Annotated in this window: 22 protein-coding genes, 4 pseudogenes and 1 riboswitch; of the genes and pseudogenes, 19 read left to right on the forward strand and 7 right to left on the reverse strand. The window is 40.5% G+C overall.

Going from position 1 to position 19,651, the window contains the following annotated elements; genetic code table 11:
• Positions 1 to 14: 14 nt before the first annotated feature.
• The 6 genes from JCM19033_RS19510 to JCM19033_RS19535 form a co-directional block, all read right to left on the reverse strand.
• A complete protein-coding gene (locus tag JCM19033_RS19510) occupies positions 15 to 1,373 on the reverse strand; it encodes a spore germination protein (RefSeq protein ID WP_054637566.1) in 1,359 nt (452 codons plus the stop codon).
• A complete protein-coding gene (locus tag JCM19033_RS19515) occupies positions 1,334 to 1,564 on the reverse strand; it encodes a hypothetical protein (protein WP_054637567.1) in 231 nt (76 codons plus the stop codon). Before JCM19033_RS19515 ends, JCM19033_RS19510 begins: the two co-directional genes overlap by 40 nt.
• A gap of 25 nt (positions 1,565 to 1,589) precedes the next feature.
• Positions 1,590 to 2,765 (reverse strand): Ger(x)C family spore germination protein, encoded by a 1,176-nt coding sequence (locus JCM19033_RS19520; protein WP_054637568.1) that lies wholly within the window; start codon positions 2,763 to 2,765, stop codon positions 1,590 to 1,592.
• Entirely contained in the window at positions 2,762 to 3,454 is a 693-nt protein-coding gene (locus JCM19033_RS19525) for a GerAB/ArcD/ProY family transporter (RefSeq protein WP_054637569.1), read from the reverse strand. Before JCM19033_RS19525 ends, JCM19033_RS19520 begins: the two co-directional genes overlap by 4 nt.
• A 5-nt stretch (positions 3,455 to 3,459) precedes the next feature.
• A complete protein-coding gene (locus tag JCM19033_RS19530; protein ID WP_198153589.1) occupies positions 3,460 to 3,771 on the reverse strand; it encodes a GerAB/ArcD/ProY family transporter in 312 nt (103 codons plus the stop codon).
• Positions 3,772 to 3,900: 129 nt separating this feature from the next.
• Positions 3,901 to 4,167: a hypothetical protein gene (locus tag JCM19033_RS19535; protein ID WP_054637571.1), complete on the reverse strand. Its 267-nt coding sequence runs from the start codon at positions 4,165 to 4,167 to the stop codon at positions 3,901 to 3,903.
• A gap of 265 nt (positions 4,168 to 4,432) precedes the next feature.
• Between JCM19033_RS19535 and htpX the strand changes: the two genes are divergently transcribed.
• The 3 genes and pseudogenes from htpX (at position 4,433) to JCM19033_RS19545 (ending at position 7,065) form a co-directional block, all read left to right on the forward strand.
• Positions 4,433 to 5,347 (forward strand): protease HtpX, encoded by a 915-nt coding sequence (gene htpX / locus JCM19033_RS19540; RefSeq protein WP_054637572.1) that lies wholly within the window; start codon positions 4,433 to 4,435, stop codon positions 5,345 to 5,347.
• A gap of 248 nt (positions 5,348 to 5,595) precedes the next feature.
• Positions 5,596 to 5,763 (forward strand): hypothetical protein, encoded by a 168-nt coding sequence (locus tag JCM19033_RS23815; protein ID WP_157049985.1) that lies wholly within the window; start codon positions 5,596 to 5,598, stop codon positions 5,761 to 5,763.
• Between the two features lie 271 nt (positions 5,764 to 6,034).
• Positions 6,035 to 7,065, forward strand: a pseudogene (locus tag JCM19033_RS19545) (NADH:flavin oxidoreductase/NADH oxidase).
• Between the two features lie 97 nt (positions 7,066 to 7,162).
• Here the strand turns inward: JCM19033_RS19545 and JCM19033_RS19550 are convergent.
• The gene (locus JCM19033_RS19550) at positions 7,163 to 7,621 is read right to left on the reverse strand and encodes a hypothetical protein (RefSeq protein ID WP_054637573.1); all 459 of its coding nucleotides are present in this window, start codon (positions 7,619 to 7,621) and stop codon (positions 7,163 to 7,165) included.
• Positions 7,622 to 7,771: 150 nt separating this feature from the next.
• Here JCM19033_RS19550 and JCM19033_RS19555 point away from each other — a divergent pair.
• The 16 genes and pseudogenes from JCM19033_RS19555 (at position 7,772) to JCM19033_RS19600 (ending at position 19,550) form a co-directional block, all read left to right on the forward strand.
• Positions 7,772 to 8,730 (forward strand): annotated as a pseudogene (locus JCM19033_RS19555) (calcium/sodium antiporter).
• A gap of 182 nt (positions 8,731 to 8,912) precedes the next feature.
• A complete protein-coding gene (locus JCM19033_RS19560) occupies positions 8,913 to 9,536 on the forward strand; it encodes a TetR/AcrR family transcriptional regulator (protein WP_054637574.1) in 624 nt (207 codons plus the stop codon).
• Between the two features lie 14 nt (positions 9,537 to 9,550).
• Positions 9,551 to 10,465, forward strand: a complete 915-nt coding sequence (locus JCM19033_RS19565) for an ABC transporter ATP-binding protein (RefSeq protein WP_054637575.1) — start codon at positions 9,551 to 9,553, stop codon at positions 10,463 to 10,465.
• Positions 10,465 to 11,157, forward strand: a complete 693-nt coding sequence (locus tag JCM19033_RS27735; RefSeq protein ID WP_306301410.1) for a hypothetical protein — start codon at positions 10,465 to 10,467, stop codon at positions 11,155 to 11,157. The genes JCM19033_RS19565 and JCM19033_RS27735 overlap by 1 nt, the downstream gene beginning before the upstream one ends.
• A gap of 158 nt (positions 11,158 to 11,315) precedes the next feature.
• Complete coding sequence (locus tag JCM19033_RS27740; protein ID WP_306301411.1) at positions 11,316 to 11,612, forward strand: hypothetical protein; 297 nt, start codon at positions 11,316 to 11,318, stop codon at positions 11,610 to 11,612.
• Between the two features lie 38 nt (positions 11,613 to 11,650).
• Complete coding sequence (locus JCM19033_RS27745) at positions 11,651 to 12,067, forward strand: hypothetical protein (RefSeq protein ID WP_306301412.1); 417 nt, start codon at positions 11,651 to 11,653, stop codon at positions 12,065 to 12,067.
• Between the two features lie 99 nt (positions 12,068 to 12,166).
• The gene (locus tag JCM19033_RS19575; protein ID WP_054637576.1) at positions 12,167 to 12,853 is read left to right on the forward strand and encodes an ROK family protein; all 687 of its coding nucleotides are present in this window, start codon (positions 12,167 to 12,169) and stop codon (positions 12,851 to 12,853) included.
• Positions 12,854 to 12,863: 10 nt separating this feature from the next.
• Positions 12,864 to 13,031 carry an ROK family protein gene (locus tag JCM19033_RS23820; protein WP_269758420.1) on the forward strand — a complete coding sequence of 56 codons (168 nt, stop codon included), beginning with the start codon at positions 12,864 to 12,866 and terminating at the stop codon, positions 13,029 to 13,031.
• 74 nt (positions 13,032 to 13,105) lie between these two features.
• Complete coding sequence (locus JCM19033_RS26715; protein ID WP_269758421.1) at positions 13,106 to 13,237, forward strand: hypothetical protein; 132 nt, start codon at positions 13,106 to 13,108, stop codon at positions 13,235 to 13,237.
• A 315-nt stretch (positions 13,238 to 13,552) separates the two neighbouring features.
• Positions 13,553 to 14,527 (forward strand): DUF2971 domain-containing protein, encoded by a 975-nt coding sequence (locus tag JCM19033_RS19580; protein WP_054637577.1) that lies wholly within the window; start codon positions 13,553 to 13,555, stop codon positions 14,525 to 14,527.
• Positions 14,528 to 14,801: 274 nt separating this feature from the next.
• Positions 14,802 to 14,999: riboswitch (cobalamin riboswitch) on the forward strand.
• 185 nt (positions 15,000 to 15,184) lie between these two features.
• Complete coding sequence (locus JCM19033_RS19585) at positions 15,185 to 16,708, forward strand: ribonucleotide reductase N-terminal alpha domain-containing protein (protein WP_269758422.1); 1,524 nt, start codon at positions 15,185 to 15,187, stop codon at positions 16,706 to 16,708.
• Between the two features lie 26 nt (positions 16,709 to 16,734).
• Positions 16,735 to 17,474 (forward strand): annotated as a pseudogene (locus JCM19033_RS26720) (hypothetical protein).
• Between the two features lie 26 nt (positions 17,475 to 17,500).
• Positions 17,501 to 18,538 (forward strand): ribonucleotide-diphosphate reductase subunit beta, encoded by a 1,038-nt coding sequence (locus JCM19033_RS19590; RefSeq protein ID WP_054637578.1) that lies wholly within the window; start codon positions 17,501 to 17,503, stop codon positions 18,536 to 18,538.
• A gap of 6 nt (positions 18,539 to 18,544) precedes the next feature.
• Positions 18,545 to 18,697 (forward strand): hypothetical protein, encoded by a 153-nt coding sequence (locus JCM19033_RS26725; protein ID WP_269758423.1) that lies wholly within the window; start codon positions 18,545 to 18,547, stop codon positions 18,695 to 18,697.
• Positions 18,691 to 18,963, forward strand: a complete 273-nt coding sequence (locus tag JCM19033_RS19595) for a flavodoxin domain-containing protein (RefSeq protein WP_269758425.1) — start codon at positions 18,691 to 18,693, stop codon at positions 18,961 to 18,963. Before JCM19033_RS26725 ends, JCM19033_RS19595 begins: the two co-directional genes overlap by 7 nt.
• A gap of 24 nt (positions 18,964 to 18,987) precedes the next feature.
• Positions 18,988 to 19,550: pseudogene (locus tag JCM19033_RS19600) on the forward strand (nitroreductase).
• The last annotated feature ends 101 nt before the right edge of the window (positions 19,551 to 19,651 follow it).

Here is a 19,651-nt window from a genome sequence, read left to right on the forward strand (position 1 = left end):
TCTATATGAACAGATTACGTTTTTTGCCGTAATTTATCTTTTATAGGAGGTTCCTCGCTTCTCCGCTGAAAATTGCTTAAAGGAAGTCTCAAGATCATATCTCCCCATTCAAGAAAACGAAAGGGTGAAAAAGGGGAAAGATAATGACTTCCAAAGCTCTTCAAGCTTGACAGATGAATAAATACAATAATCAATCCAATGATTATCCCGTAAAGGCCCAGAAAGGCTGCGGAAATCATGAAGGCAAACCGTAGAATCCTAATGGCAATACTAATGTTATACACAGGAAGGGTAAAGGAGGCGATAGCTGTTAACGCCACAACAATGATCATAATAGGACTTACAATGCCTGCTCTTACCGCAGCATCACCGATCACGATGCCGCCGACTATTCCAACCGTCTGTCCGACCATGCGGGGCAGCCGGATTCCTGCTTCCCTTAATAGCTCTAGCGTAATTTCCATAACAATGGCTTCCATAAAAGAGGGAAAAGGAACTCCCTCTCTGGAAGCAGCAATTGACAAGGCTAAGGTTGTTGGAATCATACCCTGATGAAAGGACACTAAGGCAATATATAACGCAGGTAAAAAGACAGCGATAAAGACGGCACCAGTACGGAGGGTGCGTATGAGTGTACTGATAATCCAGTTTTCATAATAATCTTCGGGCGATTTAAAAAAGTGCTGAAAAAGAATGGGCTGGATCATCGCATAGGGAGTGCCATCCAATAGAAGAGCGACATGGCCACTGCTAAGAAAGGAAGCAGCCTTGTCGGGACGTTCTGTATAAAGAGAGGTGGGGAAGATAGACAATTGATTGTCTTTAATAAATTCTTCCACCATACCAAGCTCTTGAATGTTATCAAACTCAATGCATTGTATTCTATATTTGATTTCTTTTACCACACTCTCATCTGCCAAGCCTTTAATATAGCCAATAGACAGCCTGGTTTTTGAACGTTCACCGACCTTTTCATATTCAAAGGTGAGGTTTGGGTCTTTCAGCCTTCTGCGCAGAAGCATTACATTTGTCTGAATGTTTTCCGTAAAACCATCTCTTGGTCCTCTTACGACCACTTCAGTTTCAGGCTGCTCCACCGAGCGTTCTGTAAAAGAGATAGCTTCAATGGTAAGAGCTTGTTTACAACCATCAATAAGGAGAACTGTGTGTCCTGAAAAAAATTTATCAAGAAGAGAATCAAGCTGGCCTTCTGCTTCTACGGAAGAAACAGGGAGAATATGACTTGAAATTTCAGCTAAAAGACCCTTTTCATTGTATGTTTCCAGAAGCGTTTCATCCATTTCCATTAAAGGACGAAGGATATCCCGATCAATCAGTTGTTCGTCTGCCATCCCTTCAAGAAAAACAAACATGCTTTTCTTTTTCCGGCAACTCCGAAATACCGCTGATTTATTTCTTCACTGCTGCCAATAGCTTCTTTTATGAAAGAGCTGTCTTTCTTGAGGTCCCCTGAAAAGCAGAGATCCAGGTCATTTTTTGGTTTTGGTGCTGTCGCTTTTTGTTGGTTTCGTAAAAATTTTCTTCGTTGCAGCAATGTTTTCATCGTATCTCTCTTCCTTGTAAGAGAATTAATCTTTTTCTAATGTTTCAATCAGCATCTGGTGCCGAATCTCCACGTTTGCATCAATTGTAATCGTAGCTTTTGAGAAGCCTCCGTCAGGTGTGTCCCATGTATCCCTGACGGTCTGCCAATAAGAATAGTTACTACGTTTTATTTCAGTTATCATTTCAAAAATATCAATGTGATATTCATGCTGCATTTTATTAACAATATTCTCCGCCTGTTTTTTTATTTTTTCTTCTACTCTCGCTGACATGTGCCGTACTGTTTCTGGGTCACTTAAGTCAATATCATGGCCCCACAATTCAGCAGCATGTCCTTCAGCGGTAAGCTTGACATGAAAATGATCCCTGCCGTTTTTTCTTTTATAAGTAATTTCACTAGAAGCATCATCAATTTCAAAAACAAATCTTTCACCTTTGGTCCTGTCACCTTTTACTTCAACAATCCCTTTTTCTGCTCCGCCAGTAATCCAGTTGTAACCTTCAATATCTTCATCCAGCAAATAGTCAATAAATTGATTTTTCATTCCATGCATGATTCCTCCTCCTTGAAGAATCAATTCGCCATCCTCTGATTTGAAAATGCAGGGCAGGAGGTAGCTTCTTCGTCCAACGACTCGTTCTAACACCTCACCAACTTCCATTCTTTTTACCATTGGAAGAACAAAAGGGTGATTTTCACTGATGAAATCAATATACTGACTAGGTATTTTTTCAGGGAGAGGCCTGGACTGAAGAATATCACTTGCTTTCTCCTTTGAAATTAACAGAATTGTTCTTCGCCTCATCTCATGATCCCTGATAAAAAAGTCCAGTATCTCTTCCATGTATCCTTCTTCCAGAAGCTTGCGATTAATAATGAGAACCTTTAGGTGTTCAAAATTTAATCTTCGGCTCGTCTTTGTATTTAAATTCCGAAGGACTTTGAAATTTGTCATCTCTGTGGCGGTTAAATTAATAAAAGAATCTTCACCAGGCGGTTCCTCCTGGGCGGTTTCTTCTACGCCAGGTATAGCAACTTGATGAGTCACTTCCAAACCATTCGCCGCGTCACCACCTGCCGGGGGATCAAAACTTACTCCAAGGACAAATCCAATTTCTTCTATTTCACTTCTGTCCCAGCAGGAGGTAAGAAGTATAGAAAGCAGCAGTAATAGTAGACAAGCTGAAATCTTTTTCAAATCCACTCACCTGCATATTTGTTTTTAAGTTGAAAGGCTCTTGTTTTCTTGTTTTTTCTTACAGCAATAGTGATTCCTGTGACCAGCAGCACAGTGAGAATTAATAAGAGCCCCGAGTAATTCAAATATTCAACGAAGCTTTGCAATTCTGCTTCATTTTCAGGAAAAAACGTAACAAGGAAGATAATAAAAGCAAATACACCGGGCAGCCACGGGGTTTGTTTGTTTGTCAAAAAAATCTCTCGAGTGACTTGTACGGACAAAAAGAATAACAGCATAACAGAGGTAAAGATACTTAGTACCCATATCGCTAAAAAAATAGATTCAACCCTTTCAAAGATTCCGCCCAGCTCAATTTCCTTGGCTACTTCAATCGTTGGAAAAACAATGATTTTAGAAGTTTCAACGGAAAAAATGGTGTAGGTGATGATTACAATAATGGAGTAAATGAGGGAAGTAATTCCCATACTCGCCATTAATGGTGTACTTTTTACCTCATTTTTGTGTAAAAAACCAAGTAAAAAAAATAGAGGAACTACTGAGTTTAAGGCAAACAATGGAATAAAGATTCCATCAAACATATGAAATACACCTTCTGGCATCACAGGAAGCACCTTTTCAACTTCAACATTACCTATGTTTAAAATAGAAACACCGATTAACGCTGAAACAATGGTAGGAACAAACAAAATATTTAAAAATATAATCCTTCAATGCCTTTCGAAGCAGCATAGGCACTTATGACTAACATGGCCATTACAAGCACTTCAGTAGGCGTCTGATCGAGCAGATACATTTTAGAGGCAATCCCAAAATAACGAAGTACTACAGCAGATGTGAAAATAAAATATATAATGAAAATAGGAACCAGGAGAAAAGCTATCCATTTGCTGAAGGGGCCTTTAAGTAAATACTCGAAAACATTTTCCCGGGTGAAATTTTTTTGCAGGGCGACACATAAATAAATTAAGGCCATGATAACAACGCCGGCTAACAGGACAGTCATCCACATCTGGGGTATCAAGTCTCGAGGCAAGATCCCTCGGAAGTGTTAAGATCCCTACTCCAAAGCTGTATGATATAAGGGTGCAGCCCAGTTCAGATGCCTTCATTTCAAATTGATGAGGTTTCGTACTCACGATTGGTCATCCGCTTTTTTCTGGTGAGGGATGTTAACAGCTTGAGCTGAAAAGGTTTTGGCGGGCTCTGTGCTTTCATTTTCTTCTCGTTGCCTTCTTCTTTGATTACTTTCTCTCATCCAAGGCAGAAGCGTGGCATTGAACAATTTATTAAACAGGTATTGAGAAGACCAGATAACAAGAGCGGTTACCAGCGCGATTTCAAATACTTCAGCATCAGGTATAATCCTGAGAAAAAGGTAAAAATAAAGAAACTTCTCCATTCTGCTCTCCTCCTTGTTGTATTAAGATGTGTAAATCAGGAATAATTATGTAGGGCATACACAATAGGGGAAATACTACTTCATATTGAATGCATATGAGAGGGTACACTAAGCAAGGAAATATTTTAGTGGGACAATAAAACAAAGAGGTAAATAACTTCAATTCCACAAAGAGTTTTGTGTCAATCTAACAAACTCCCTCCCTGAAGGAAGTTAATGTTATAAACTATACTAAGGTCATCAACATATAACAGGAGGCATTGGATTGGGTAAACGAATATTTCTTTTTTTAACAACTAATATCATGGTCATAACCACGATTTTTATTGTCTGGTCGCTCATTACTTCTTTTACCGATTTAGAGAGAACATACGATACAGGCGGCCCTGGTCTGGGCATTGACTACGTATCCTTAATGGCATTCAGTTTATTAGCAGGGTTTTTGGGCTCATTTATATCCTTGGCCATGTCACGCTATATTGCAAAGAAAATGATGAGAGTGAAAGTGCTGGATCCAGATGGTCCATTGTCTTCTCAGGAGAGAGCAGTGGTGGAAAAGGTACACCGTTTTTCGCGGGCTGCGGGGCTGACACATATGCCAGAAGTTGGTATTTATCAATCTTCTGAAGTGAATGCATTCGCGACTGGTCCAACGAAGAAGCGTTCTCTAGTCGCCGTTTCATCCGGCCTTTTAAACCATATGGATGATGCAGCAGTGGAAGGAGTCATTGCTCATGAAGTAGCTCACGTTTCAAACGGAGACATGGTAACAATGACTTTGCTGCAAGGAATAATTAACACATTCGTCATCTTTTTCGCAAGAATTGCTGCAATTCTTGTTTCCAGGCTGGTTCGTTCAGAAATGCAGACTGTTGTTCGTTTTGCCGCTATCTTTATTTTTCAAATTTTATTTTCCATCCTTGGAAGTCTTGTAGTGACCGCGTACTCCAGGTACAGGGAGTTTCATGCAGACCGGGGAGGAGCGGACTTAGCGGGACGTGATAAAATGGCTCATGCCCTGAGATCGTTGAAAACTCATGTTAACCGAGCTCAGGTTAATGACCGTACCGATGATTCGGCCGTACAGACGATGAAAATCAACGGAAAAGGCGGTATGGCAAGGCTTTTCTCGACTCACCCTGATCTTGATGAAAGAATTGCCCGTCTTGAAGAGAAATAGTAGTAAATGTAAGAAGCTGGTCTATGAAAACTTAGATCAGCTTTTTTTATAAGAGGAACTACACAAGGCAGTATAAGAATAGTTGTCAAAAGCTAAAGAAGTCCAGTCTATCCTTGAGTTCTAACGCGTCTTTTTATCGGCAAACGATTTTTTGATTTATAATAAATAATATTTTGTTTAAAAAGGGTAGCTGTTACACAGTGTGTAATGGTATCATAACGTGAAATATTTCAAGAGCAGGTGATGGAGTGGGGTTATTTAGATTATTAATTGTTATTTTAGCTGCTGTTTATTCTGCAGGTTTAGTACGTTTTCAGGAATGGAGCCAGCTATTGTTTTTTTCGGTCTTACTCACAGTGTTTTTAGTTATCACGCAAACCATAGAAGTGAAGAATGAAAAATCTGAACATAATTAGTAATATATATTAGTTTTTTATTATATCCTCTCTTCCAAAAAAGGAAGGGGGGTTTTTTAGACTTATACACTCTTTAAAACACACATCCTTCCCCTTATGAGCAAGATCAATTCACATAATGTACATAATAGTGGTATCGTTGGTTGCTGAAGCTGTTAATTATATTTCTCATTCCTTTTTTGTTAAGATGTTTGTGAAATGCGAGGATAAGGCATGAGGTTTCACAAAGCCAGTCAGACACAAACAATTACCTCACAAAGGAGACAAAGTAATGGATCATTTATTCAGTAATTACAAAATAAAAGGATTAGAACTTAAAAATCGAGTCGTTATGCCACCCATGTGCCAGTATTCAGTTACAAAAAAAGACGGTGTGCCAAATGAATGGCATTATATTCATTATGTGAGCAGGGCTGTCGGAGGAACTGGTTTAATTATCATTGAGATGACTGATGTGGAGCCGGATGGACGAATATCGGATTATGACCTGGGACTGTGGTCAGATGAACAAATCCCTGCCTTTGCCCGCATTATTGATGAGGCGCGCAGGCACGGAGCAAAGGCAGGTATTCAAATAGCTCATGCTGGAAGGAAAGCTGAGGATGCAGAAGAGCCGGTTGCCCCCTCGGCGATTCGTTTTAGTGAGAAATATAAGGTTCCCCGGGAATTAACGACAGACGAAGTAAAAGAGATGGTAGAGAAATTCCGTCTGGCTGTGCGGCGTGCTGTCAAAGCCGGAGTGGATACTATTGAAATTCACGGTGCTCATGGATACCTTATTCATCAATTTCAATCTCCTCTCACAAATAAAAGAACGGATGAATATGGGGAAGACCGAGCCAGATTTGGCAAAGAAGTTATTAAGGCTGCAAAAAGTGAAATGCCAGAGGATATGCCTTTAATCATGCGAATTTCCGCAATGGAGTATGTGGAAGGAGGCTATGGGCTTAAAGAGAGCATAAGCTTTTCAAAGGAATACCAGCAAGCAGGGTTGATATGTTTCACATTAGTGCCGGCGGTGAGGGGGAAATTGCGGCCGCAGGCAAGCCAGGGACCCATGCGGCATACCAGGTGCCTTTAGCCAGAGAAATTAAAGATTCGTTACAGGTGCCTGTTATCGCAGTAGGACGCTTGGATGAACCTCATCTGGCAAACGCTGTGGTTGGAAATCAAGATGGAGACCTTGTGGCCGTTGGAAGAGGAATGCTGAGAAATCCTTATTGGACCCTGGAAGCTGCCGCTGCTTTAAATAAAGAGATAGAAGTACCTAAACAGTATTTAACCGGATTTCCAAGTAAATAACGTACCACGTTCAAATAAAAAAGCTGCCTCGGGCAGCTTTTTTACTAAGGGTGCACATTGATTTTTCATATAGTACCTACCTTGATATGTAGAATAACTACGTTAGGGAAAGCATTTTATATTTTGAAAGGAGGTTTGCATACACCGAGGTAATAACAAAGCCAGCAAGGTATATGCCTGAAGTAAAAATGATATCCCAGCCATTCAAATAATGAACTCTTCCGAAAACGAGGGCTATATATTCAACAGCACTAAAGAAAATTGTGAAAAATACTATTAATGTAATCCTTGAAAATTGATACTTCATTATCGCTGTAACAAATAAGCAAGCCATGAGAGGAAAGTATCCAAGATTCAAAGGAAAGGCAGACAAAGATTCATTTTTTTCAATATAGGGTTCTGTATACCAAAAAATATTCATACCCCAATCATTAGAAACAAAGGCTATGGCAATCCCAAGAGGAACAAAGAGAATAATGACTTCAGGGAATTTTCGCCAAAGAACAAAAAGAATAATCCATGGAAGTACAAACCCGAAGAATATGTTAAAAAGCATAGCGTCCTCCATTTTCACCCAGAAGTAATAAGAATAGTATCCCCGTTTTTATAAAAAGATGAGTGAAAAACAAAGGAAAAGATCAGGATAGGATAGGATGAAATCGTACACCTTATCTATATAGAATAGTAAAGGGATGGATAAGGAAATATGGTATATCTATTGCTGGTCCTCGGATTTGTGCTGCTCGTAAAAGGAGCTGATTACTTTGTCGAAAGCACGGCTGCGATCGCAAAGCTGCTCCGAATCTCGCCTTTGCTTGTGGGTCTTACAATCGTTGCATTTGGTACAGGTGCTCCAGAAGCAACAGTAAGTATCATAGCTGCATTGGAAGGAAGTGCAGGAGTAACCCTTGGTAATGTGGTAGGAAGCAATATCATTAATATAGCTCTTGTCGTAGGTGTAACGGCATTTCTCTCTCCATTAAAGGTTACAAATGCTACCATTAAAAAGGAGATTCCTTTTGCCTTTCTGGCATGTATTGTGCTGCTTGTTTTGATGAGTGATCAGTATCTTGAAAACACTGCTGTGAACGTCATTACCAGGGGAGACGGCATCATTTTTCTTTTGTTTTTTGCTATATTTTTGTATTACGTCATAGAAGCAGCGAGAAATAATCGCAGCCAAATGGAAAAAGAGATCACCGAACAACCGGATAAACGGAAATGGGGAAGACATATTCTTTTCTCCACAGGAGGACTTGCGGCAATCATTTTTGGAGGATATCTGGTGGTAGAAAGCAGTACTGAAATTGCAATCAGGTTTGGCATGAGTGAAACACTGGTGGGCCTGACGATTGTAGCTATCGGCTCTTCTTTGCCGGAACTGGTAATTTCAGTAACTGCTGCGTTAAAAAAAGAAAGTGAAATTGCCTTAGGGAACATAGTTGGCAGTTCAATCTTTAATATCCTCTTTGTCCTTGGAGCGGCGTCTCTTATTATTCCTCTACCGGTAGAAACTAAAATATATTTGATGTCATTGTTATGTTGATTCTGACGATAGTATTGTTTATTTTTTCCCGTACTGAATGTAAGGTAGGGAAACTGGAAGGATTATTGCTGGTAGCGGCCTACATTGGTTACCTTGTTTATATTATTATCCGTAATTAATCATGCTCTGTTTTCTTTTCTTAAAAGAATTCAGGGCATTTTTTCTTTTCTTCGTAAAGAAACAAGATACTGGAAAAGTTCTGATTGACCACTATGGTCGGTGGTGCTATGATTTATAGACCATAGTGGTCTATTTTGCGCAGTAGTGAAATAAATGAGTAAGAGGAGGGAGAAATGAAGGCATGTCCGAGACGTTCAACAACTTAGAAGGTGAAAAGCAGCAGCGGATATTAAATGCCGCACTGCAGGAATTTGCTGAGCACGGATTTGATCAGGCTTCTACCAATCGTATCGTAAAAAAAGCAGGAATCGGCAAGGGGATGTTGTTTTATTATTTTAAGAATAAACAAGAATTGTACCGTTACCTTGTAAAGTATAGTCTGGATGTAACGATCAACCGTTATATTAAAAAGATTAATGAAGAAGAAAGAGATTTTATTAAACGATTTAAACAGGCTTCGAAGATGAAGATGCAAGCTTTTGCTGATCATCCTCACGTATTTCAATTTATGGGGACACTGCTACTGAGTGATAAGGACCAACTGCCAAAGGAATTACATGACGAAATTTTAAAGCTTCAGACACTTGGCAACTCAATTTTATACGAAAACATCGATTACTCTTTTTTTCGAAAGGATATTGACGTAGACAAGGCATTTAAGCTGATCCGATGGTCGATGGAAGGCTATCAGAATGAACTGCTTAACAAGCTTAAAGGAAAGCCTTTTACTTCAGTGGATATGGAACCTTATTGGGAGGAGTTTGACGAGTATCTGGAAATCTTAAAAACAAGCTTTTATAAGTAAGGGGAGGCAGAAAAATGAATGTTCTGCAAACGAAAAGCTTAACCAAAAGGTTTGGAAAGGTTATGGCACTGGATGGCGTAAACATGGAAGTGAAAGAGGGGGAGGTATACGGGTTTATCGGCCCGAATGGAGCAGGAAAGTCTACAACGATCCGGATATTATTAGGCGTCTTAAAGGCCACAAGCGGTGAGGCCAGGATCTTTGGAAAAGATGCATGGAAAGATGCTGTGGAGATTCATAAACGGCTTGCGTATGTACCGGGAGACGTTAATTTATGGCCTAACTTAACGGGAGGAGAGGTCATTGATTTGTTTGTAAAATTACGAGGAGCGGGTGATCATAGCCGACGGGAGGAATTAATAGAAAGATTTGATTTTAATCCTTCAAAAAAATGCCGAGCGTATTCAAAAGGAAATCGGCAAAAGGTCGCTTTAATTTCTGCTTTGTCCTCGGAAGCGGACCTTTATATTTTTGATGAGCCTACTTCAGGACTGGATCCACTAATGGAACGAGTTTTTCAAGAATGCGTTCAGGAAGCAAAGGCACAAGGGAAAAGCGTCATACTTTCAAGCCATATCCTTTCAGAAGTAGAAAGGTTATGTGACCAGGTCGGGATTATCAGGCAGGGAAAAATTATAGAATCAGGCTCCTTAAAGGAACTTCGGCATTTGACAAGGACCAGTATTTCAGTGGAGACCAAAGAGCCGATCACAGCACTTGAAGAGGTAAAAGGAGTTTATCATATAGAAGAGAAAGAACAGGCTCTTTCTTTTCAAGTGAATACAGAGGACCTGGACCAGGTAATAAAATATATAAGTCAGTTTGGAGTAGTTAAATTGGAAAGTGCTCCTCCCACGCTGGAGGATTTATTTATGGGCCATTATGAAACTTCCTCTTCTTTTCGGGAAAGGAACGGAGGGGAGTCTTAATGAGTGAAAAGCTGTTTAAGAATACAGGAAAGTCAGCCTCCTTTTATTTAAAAAAAGACCGGTTCAGAATTACCGTTTGGCTGATCGCTTTAGCAGGCCTTACCTTTGTGACAGCTTTAGCTTTTACAGACCTTTACCAAAATGAGCAAGAACGGCAGGCCATAGCCGATACAATGCACAATCCAGCTATGACTGCTATGGTAGGCCAGGGATATGGTTTGGATAACTATACTACAGGTGCGATGATGGCTCATCAGATGCTCCTTTTTACTGCTGTGACGGTAGCCATCATGAGTATTCTTCTTCTTGTTCGTTCTACAAGAGCTGATGAGGAAGCCGGGAGGGTAGAACTTATTCGTTCACTTCCTTCTGGAAGATTAGCTCCTACCACCGCAGCGGTTATGGTGTTGTTTATGGTTAACCTATTGGTAGCGTTAGTGATTGGTCTCGGTCTGTACTCGCTTAGAATTGAGAGCATGGATTTAGAAGGATCTCTATTATACGGAGCAGCTTTAGGGGCTACAGGAATATTTTTTACAAGTCTCACCGCAGTTTTCTCTCAACTACTAAATAACTCAAGAGGTGTGATAGGGTTTTCGTTTGCTGTGCTCGGGCTTTCTTATCTGATTCGGGCTATTGGTGATGTAGGCAATCAGACTTTGTCCTGGGCATCCCCATTGGGTGGATTTTAGGAACAGAAGTATATGTAACGAACTACTGGTGGCCTGTCATAGTCACGCTGGTTATTTCGATTATCTTATTCGTTGTTGCTCTTTATTTGCAAGCCATTCGTGACATCGGTGCGGGTTTTTTTCCGGAAAGGCCAGGGAAAAGCCGGGGATCAGGCTCTTTGCTTAGTCCATTGGGTCTGGCTTTCAGATTGCAGAGAGTCAGTTTGATTACCTGGGGAGTCGGCATGTTTGTTCTTGGTGTATCCTATGGATCAGTACTGGGAGATTTGGAAGCATTTATTGAAGGGATCGAGATGATGGAAGAAATGCTTCCATCCATAGAGGGATTTACTTTAACTGAGCAATTTATCACAATGCTGATGGCAATTATGGCTATGATCTCCACGATTCCAGCGCTTATGGCAGTTTTAAAGATTGTAAGTGAAGAGAAGAAAAATCGAATAGACATATCCTAAGCCGCAGTGTATCTAGAAACACCCTCCTTGGCAGTTACTTGCTTATTTCAGTTATTGTTTCTTTTGTTATGATGTCGCTTGCTGTTACCGGTCTATGGATTGCAGGGAATATTTCTATGGAGGAGGGCCTCGCTTTTGGAACCCTATATAGCGCAGGGATGGTTTACCTCCCGGCAATTTGGTTAATGGTTTCGATTGCTGTACTCCTGATTGGAAAAGCCCCTAATGCCGTGTCGGCTGTTTGGGGTTACTTGCTTTATTCCTTTATTGTTGTCTACCTGGGAGGGCTTCTGCAATTTGAAGAGTGGCTTTCTGTCCTCTCACCATATGGGCATGTGCCACAGCTCCCGGTAGAGGATGTGAATGTTACTGCTCTCGCCACCCTAACCTTTCTTACGTTACTATGCCTTGGGGCAGGATATATTGCATATAACAAAAGAGACATTCACGGATAATCATGGTGCCAGGCACCAGAAAGGATTGTAACATTCTTTTGGGGATAAGGTTGAAATAAGGGGGCAGCACATGACAAGGGAAAGTGGTGCCAGGCACCTATGAATACAGTAGGCGTAGACATTGGCGGTACAAATATTCGAGCGGTGTTACTGAATGAACACCAACAAATAGTAAAGGAAAATATAAGAAGTACTCATCCGGAAAGAGGGCCTGATGAGATTATTGATGAAATTAATGAAATAACGGCTTTTGTTAAAGAAAATGAAAAGGTAGGAGCGATAGGGATAGGAAGCCCTGGCCCTTTAGATCCTTGGAAAGGTGTTATAAAAAGTCCCCCAAACCTGCCTGGATGGGAGAACGTTCCCTTAAAAGAAATGATGGAACAATACTGGGGAGTTCCTGTATTTGTTGAAAATGATGCAAATTGTGCTGCTCTTGCAGAAGCTGTGAACGGTATAGGCGCTGATGCTGAGAGTATATTCTACCTTACAGTTAGCACAGGCGTTGGAGGCTCTTATATTGTAAACAAGGAAATCATTCATGGGAAAGATGGATTTTCAGGGGAAGTCGGTTATATGATGATGAATTCCGGCAAAAGCTTTAAAGATGCAGTAAGCGGAAAAGCATTGGAGAAGCAATGCCAAAGTGCGGGTATACCAGGAAATGTAAGACAACTCTTTTATTTAGCTGAAGTGGAAAAGGAAGAAATTTCAGCGGGAATTGTGGATCAATTTACTACAAACCTGTCTATACTGCTCGCGAATGTCATCTTTTTATTAAACTGATAAGCTTATCTTGGGAGGAGGAGTGATGGCTTCTTCATCATACTTTTTAGGCCAGCTTAAGGAAAAGACAAATCATTTGGTCTACCCGAGATTTAAGAAAGAGGCCGAGATTTACGAAGCCTTGTCGGGGCAAAAGGCAGGAGCGATAGGGGCCGCTCTCCTCCCCCATTACAGATAGACCTCACTTATTTTACCCTCCCTCAAATAAAATGCGGCTAATAGCTAACATTATATAAGGAGGGGGTGAAGAGGGTGAGCCATAAAAACACAAAGAAAAGTGGAAGCTCGTTTATAAACGAGGCCTACCGTTCACAAAAAAGCCCAGATGAACCTGGAAGTACAGAGCCGGCAAAAGAAAGATCATTTCAGCAAAAAAAGAAGTAGATAAAAAAGGGTGGTCTCAATGAAAATTTTTTGAGACCGTCTTTTTTCATAGGTTCTGTCAAAGTTCCAAGTTATATTAGTCATGTCGAAGAGTGGCCCCTTTGGAAAAAGCAGGAGTCGAACGAAAATAGACAGTAAGCCGAAAGGATTTGGGTAAATGTATAATGCCTAAATGAGCTCTTGATATTCTGAGTCACGCATACCAGTACATGGGGTGCACCAATGAAAAAATCGTGGACCGGGATTATTCTTACACAAAGAAGGGAAAATACAAGCTGGAAATAAGACTTATGCTTGAGTAGAAGGGGAGAAACCATGGATAAAAAGGGGACACTGGCAGAGGCTTTATCGCTGCATTTTTGGCAGTCGGTAGACCAGCAAATCAGAAAAGATCACACTGTACAAAAGGAACTGTATCATTACACCGGTTTAGATAGTTTAATGGGCATGGTAGAAACAAACAATTTGTGGATGAGCAGAGGAACCTTTTTAAATGACTCAAATGAACTTATTTATATAGAAGGAATTATTAATAAAGTATTGGGACAGGTCGAAAGTAAGCTGACGGATAACTTTGGGGAAGATACATATATACAGGAACTGAAAAAGTTATTTATTTTAGAATTAAAACAGACGTGGCAAAGGTTTATGGAGAAGATAGACCTTGACGATTTTGAAGTATATATATTCTCCCTGACCGAAAATAAAGACTCTTTGGCTCTTTGGTATAACTACGCAAAAGGCGACGGATACAATATCGGCTTTTCCTCTGGTGACATGCTGAAAAAAATAAATGATTTTTCCAGTCATTTTGCCCGTGAATATACCTTAGTGTATGGAAGGGTAATATACGACAGAAGAGAACAAGAACAAATTGTTATGGATTTTCTCATGGAAACCTTTCAATATCTATCCCGCCTTCACCCTCAGTATACGCTGCAAGAAATCGGTGGAGAGCTTTCAGAACATTTCTTTTCTATACTAGCAACTTGTTCGATCTTTTTTAAGGATGAGGCTTTTAAAAGTGAAGAAGAATATCGAATTGCTCTTCCACGAAAGCTCACTACCAAAGAGAGGGGCCCAGAGGTTTTCTTCCGGGCTTCAAATGGAGTAATCATCCCGTTTATTACGATTCATTTTCCAGAGAAACTTCCTATAAAACGTGTGACCATCGGTCCGAAAAATAACATAGACATTGCTAAAGCAGGAATGGAGTATTACTTAAAAAGTAAGGGATATGAAACGGAGAGGATGGTTATTAGTAAGTCCGTTGCTTCACTGAGGTATTAATTCTTTTATGCAGGGGTTAGTGTAGGTAAAATAAATGTATTTTCAGCGAATAGGAAAAGAAAAACAACGCAGCCTTAGACTTTTCGGGTATTACGACAAAATGTGATAATTGACGTCAAATGCTCCCCCCATGTAATAGTAGAGATGCTTTACATTTGAAGAAATAAATTAATAATCTATGGATCTATGAACTTGCTAAATTGGGATAAGTCATGTAGTATAAATGTAGAATTTCACAAGATATTGTGTTTTTTGTTATCGATAAAACTATATATTGTTTGCCTTGAGATGAGATGCCATTTGGCGTAAAAGGGAATTTGGTGAAAATCCAAGACTGCCCCCGCAACTGTAAGTGCTGACGAAATGAGTCGTATCCACTGTATAAATAAACTTGATCGGTTTTTATACGGGAAGGAGCTCATGGACGGAAGACGCACAAGTCAGGAGACCTGTCTTATCTTAAGATGTTTCACCTTCTTCGGGGATTGAGAAGATGAAACGGTGGCACAGAGAAAGACCAAAGTATCTTTCTCCATTACTTGCTATCGTTTCATCCGCTCACATTAATTTGAGCGGATTTTTTAATTCGAAAAAATATCAGGAGCGGTGAGACGACAACGGCCAGCTTAGAATAAAGCAGGAATAAGGAGGAAGAAAATGACAGTACATGTTAAAGAGGAATTACATGAAGTGATGGATACAATTGATAAAGCTTTTGATCGTTACAATTTTAATGCAAAGCAAATCAAAGAATATATTACATCTTTTACCGGAACGGATAAAGACGTGAACCATCAAGCTATGCTCTATGCATTAAACCAAATACAAATGGACCAGCCAGACTGGACGTTTGTTGCAGCACGGCTGTATTTAAATGAACTATACAAGCAGGCGGCTTTACATAGAGGGTACAGCACGGCGGAAAGACGATATGGAAGCTTGTATAAGCTAATGAAAACGTTACGTGAGAAAGGAATCTATTCCGATCATTTGTTAGCAGCATATTCTGAACAGGAAATTAAGGAATTAGAACGGGAAATTGAACCCAAGCGAGATGAGTTGTTTACTTACATAGGTTTATTTTTACTGGCAGACCGGTATTTAGCGAGAGATCATGAGGGGAAAGTATTTGAGCTGCCGCAGGAGCGGTTTATGATCATTGCGATGACCCTTATGCAGAAGGAAGAAAAAAACAAAAGGCTGGAAAAGGTTAAGGAAGCTTATTGGGCACTAAGCAATTTATATATGACGGTTGCTACTCCTACTTTATCTAATGCAGGAAAAAGTTTTGGTCAATTGTCTTCTTGTTTTATAGATACAGTTGATGACTCACTTGACAGTATTTACCTGAATAACTGGGACATTGCCCGCCTCAGCAAGGATGGCGGTGGGATTGGTATTTATTATGGGAAGGTAAGAGCTTTAGGATCAGATATAAAGAAGTTTAAAGGTAATTCCTCTGGAGTGGTACCGTGGATCAGGCTGATTAATGACACAGCTGTGAGTGTGGACCAGCTGGGACAGCGTCAAGGGGCGGTGGCTGTTTATTTAGACTTATTCCACAAGGACATTATGAACGGTTTTCTTGACTTAAAAACAAATAATGGTGATGAAAGAAGGAAAGCTCACGATATTTTTACCGGGGTTACGATACCTGACCTATTTATGCATAAGTTACAGGAGACAGATGAGAACGGAAGAAGCATAGGCGAATGGCATGTGTTTTGTCCTCACCAGGTGAAACAAATCATGGGCTGGAAGAGTGAAGATGGCACTCCGGTTGGTCTTGAAGACTTTTATGACGAGGAAGACCGTAAATATTTTACAGAAAAGTATGAAGAAGCAGTCAATCACCCTCTTCTTCCGCGAAAGACCTACCGAGCCATGGATATCATGGCAAGAATTATGGTGGCACAGCTGGAAACTGGAACACCTTACATGTTCTACCGGGATGAAGTAAATCGTCAAAATTCAAACAAGCATTTGAAAGGGGAGGGAAGAACCTCTATCTATTGCAGTAATTTATGCACAGAAATTACACAAAATATGTCACCTTCTCCTATTAGTCAAGAGTATGAAGACGAAGAGGGAAACATTGTTATTGTCCGTAAACCAGGAGATTTTGTGGTATGTAATTTATCTTCTATTAATCTTCCGTCGGCTGTAAGGATGATGTCTTAGAAAGGCTGATACCTATTCAGATGAGGATGCTTGATAATGTCATTGACTTAAACAACATCCCAGTGGGTCAGGCGCAAGTTACCAACAGAAAGTACAGAGCTGTGGGTCTTGGAACGTTTGGCTGGCATCACCTTTTGGCATTAAAAGGAATCCAGTGGGAATCTGAGAAGTCTGTGGAATACGCAGATAAAATATACGAAGACATTGCCTATCACACGATTCAATCTTCCATGGAATTGGCAAAAGAAAAAGGGCTTATAGTAAATTTCAAGGTTCTGAGTGGGAAACAGGTCTTTATTTTGAGCGAAGAGGCTATACGTCAAAACGGTGGCAGGAATTACAGGAAGAGGTGGCTGCAACTGGAGTGAGAAACGGATGGATGATGGCTGTAGCTCCTAATTCTTCTACTGCCAAAATCGGTGGATCCACAGATGGAATTGACCCGTTGTACGCAGTGGAATTTGCTGAAGAAAAGAAGAACTTTAAGTTTAAGGTAACAGCTCCAGACTTAAATCACCATACGTACCTCTATTACCAACGGGCCCGCCATGAACTGGACCAGATTTGGAGCATCAGGCAAAACGCTGCCAGACAGCGCCATGTTGATCAGTCAATAAGCTTTAATATTTATGTCCGTCATGACATTAAGGCTAAAGAGTTGCTCAACCTTCATTTTGAAGCCTGGAAGCAGGGGTTGAAAACAACTTATTATGTGCGGAGCACTTCCCAGTCAGAAATTGAAGAGTGTGAAGCTTGTCACAGCTAACTTAACCTATTTTAGGAGGGATCGAAATGTCCTCATTGTCAAAAGTGAAATTAATGAATCCAGCAGCCCCGAATAAATCTACAGGCATCATTAGTGGACAGTCTTCAGGACTGCTTAACTGGAATGATATAGCTTATCCACAAATGTATGAGTTATATCAGACTCTCCTTTCGAACTTCTGGAAGGCTCAGGAAATTAATATGCAGGATGATATTAAACAATGGGATCATTTAAGTGATGTTGAAAAAGATGTGTTCCTGAGAATCAATACTCAGCTTGCCTCATTGGACAGCCTGCAAACTCCAACCATGAGCCAGGTAATGGATTATGTGACAGATTCCAGCTTTAAAGCAATTTTTGCGGTTGTAGCCCAGCAAGAAGCTGTCCATAACGAGTCCTACTCTTATGTGTTGAGTTCCCTTGTTCCTTTACGTGAGCAGAATGAAAGGTTCAACCAGGCCAAAGAGGATCCTATTGTTCGCAAAAGAAATCAATTGATTTTAGAGGCCTACGAGAGTTTTCGAGAAGAGCCTACGCCACAAGCGCTCTTTAAATTAGCCATTAATTCAATTAATTTAGAAGGTATTTATTTTTATGCTGGTTTTGCTTTTTTCTATCACTTGGCCCGTCAGCAAAAAATGCTGAAAACAAGCACGATGATTAGTTATATTCAGCGGGATGAAATGCAGCATGCGTACTTTATTTCTCAGTTTGTACGGATTTTGCTGGCGGAAAATCCCGAGCTCCATACAGACAAGAACATTTCCTATGTCTATGACACCATTGGGCATGCCGTCGAACTGGAAAAAGAATGGGCACATTACATTCTTAAAGAGGTCGAAGGTATCGATTTAGATGAATTTGAAGAATATGTAGAGTATTTAGCAAATAAACGTCTGCGGCAATTAGGACTGAACAATCTGTATGAAGAAAAGGACAACCCTATGCCGTGGATCCAAGTATACAGCGACGAAATGATCAATGAAACGAAATCAGATTTCTTTGAACAAAAATCAAGAACCTATTCGAAAGTTACTCAGTCAAATGGATTTGATGAGCTGTAAGGTACCATGAAAGCGGCTGTTATTTACGCATCAGTGACCGGGAACACCGAAGAGCTGGCAGAAATGATTAAGAAGTATTTGGAAATGCGAGACATCGACGTAGTCTCTTATCCTTCAGCCTCTTTCCATTATCACAGCTTCAGGACTTTCAGATCGTAGCAGTTGGGACATACACCTGGGGAAATGGGGAAATTCCCCGTGAAATGAGAGACCTCTATACTGCCTTTGAGGAATATGGAAGCAAGAAACTGACCACTGGGGTGTTTGGAACAGGCGACAGCTTGTTTCCGAGATACTGCGGAGCAGTCAATGAATTCCGGGACATGCTGTACGTATGTACGAATCTCGCCGTCACGTTAAAAGTGGAGCTTACACCTCAGAAAAAGGATGATCAGCGGTGTAAAAGATTCGTAGATTCCTCGTAAAAAAACAAAGGGAGAGTGAAAGAAATGAGCGTTTTTGAACGTTTGGAAGCAAGGCGGGCAGTGCGAAGTTACATACCCAAAGAGGTAGAAAAAGAAAAAATAGAATCCCTGCTCTATGCAGCTACCCTGCTCCAAATGATAGAATGAGAGAGCCGTGGAGTTTTTATGTGATACAGGGGAGGTCCAAGAAAGAATATGAATCTTTAGCTTATGAATATTTACAAGAACGTTTTCCAACAAAGCCAAAGCTAGTAGACAGTTCCATGAAAGCAGTGACACAAACGCCCGTCATTATTGTTGTCACATCAGACACTCTTCCAAAGGCGTCTGATTCTACAGACAATGAATATGCTGTGTGCTGTGCGATTCATTCAATGTGGCTTGCAGCTGAGGAACAAGGGTTAGGTTTTGTCTGGAGAACAAGGGGAGTTGGTCTTGTCCACGACGAACGTCTTCATCATTTTATAGGTTCGCCACAAGACAAAAAGGTAGTTGGAACAGTATTTTTAGGTTACCCGGAAAACAGCGAGGGAGCAGAAAAAAAGAAGCAGCGCACACCATTTGAAGAAAAAACCGTATGGCTATAACTATGGTGCCTGGCACCGGCAGGGGCTGTAACACAAAATCTATTTAAAGCCCTAGTATGAGCGAAAAATATATTACAACCGCTTATGGTGCCAGGCACCCC

This window comes from Thalassobacillus sp. C254 (assembly GCF_001310615.1).

What these genes read in the sequence shown, in the direction of transcription:
- JCM19033_RS19510 (WP_054637566.1), bottom strand. Translation starts at nt 1,373, where the DNA reads ATGTTTGTTTTTCTTGAAGGGATGGCAGACGAACAACTGATTGATCGG.
- JCM19033_RS19515 (WP_054637567.1), bottom strand. Translation starts at nt 1,564, where the DNA reads ATGAAAACATTGCTGCAACGAAGAAAATTTTTACGAAACCAACAAAAA.
- JCM19033_RS19530 (WP_198153589.1), bottom strand. Translation starts at nt 3,771, where the DNA reads ATGACTGTCCTGTTAGCCGGCGTTGTTATCATGGCCTTAATTTATTTA.
- JCM19033_RS19535 (WP_054637571.1), bottom strand. Translation starts at nt 4,167, where the DNA reads ATGGAGAAGTTTCTTTATTTTTACCTTTTTCTCAGGATTATACCTGAT.
- JCM19033_RS19550 (WP_054637573.1), bottom strand. Translation starts at nt 7,621, where the DNA reads ATGCTTTTTAACATATTCTTCGGGTTTGTACTTCCATGGATTATTCTT.
- JCM19033_RS19560 (WP_054637574.1), top strand. Translation starts at nt 8,913, where the DNA reads ATGTCCGAGACGTTCAACAACTTAGAAGGTGAAAAGCAGCAGCGGATA.
- JCM19033_RS19565 (WP_054637575.1), top strand. Translation starts at nt 9,551, where the DNA reads ATGAATGTTCTGCAAACGAAAAGCTTAACCAAAAGGTTTGGAAAGGTT.
- JCM19033_RS27735 (WP_306301410.1), top strand. Translation starts at nt 10,465, where the DNA reads ATGAGTGAAAAGCTGTTTAAGAATACAGGAAAGTCAGCCTCCTTTTAT.
- JCM19033_RS19575 (WP_054637576.1), top strand. Translation starts at nt 12,167, where the DNA reads ATGAATACAGTAGGCGTAGACATTGGCGGTACAAATATTCGAGCGGTG.
- JCM19033_RS19580 (WP_054637577.1), top strand. Translation starts at nt 13,553, where the DNA reads ATGGATAAAAAGGGGACACTGGCAGAGGCTTTATCGCTGCATTTTTGG.
- JCM19033_RS19585 (WP_269758422.1), top strand. Translation starts at nt 15,185, where the DNA reads ATGACAGTACATGTTAAAGAGGAATTACATGAAGTGATGGATACAATT.
- JCM19033_RS19590 (WP_054637578.1), top strand. Translation starts at nt 17,501, where the DNA reads ATGTCCTCATTGTCAAAAGTGAAATTAATGAATCCAGCAGCCCCGAAT.
- JCM19033_RS26725 (WP_269758423.1), top strand. Translation starts at nt 18,545, where the DNA reads ATGAAAGCGGCTGTTATTTACGCATCAGTGACCGGGAACACCGAAGAG.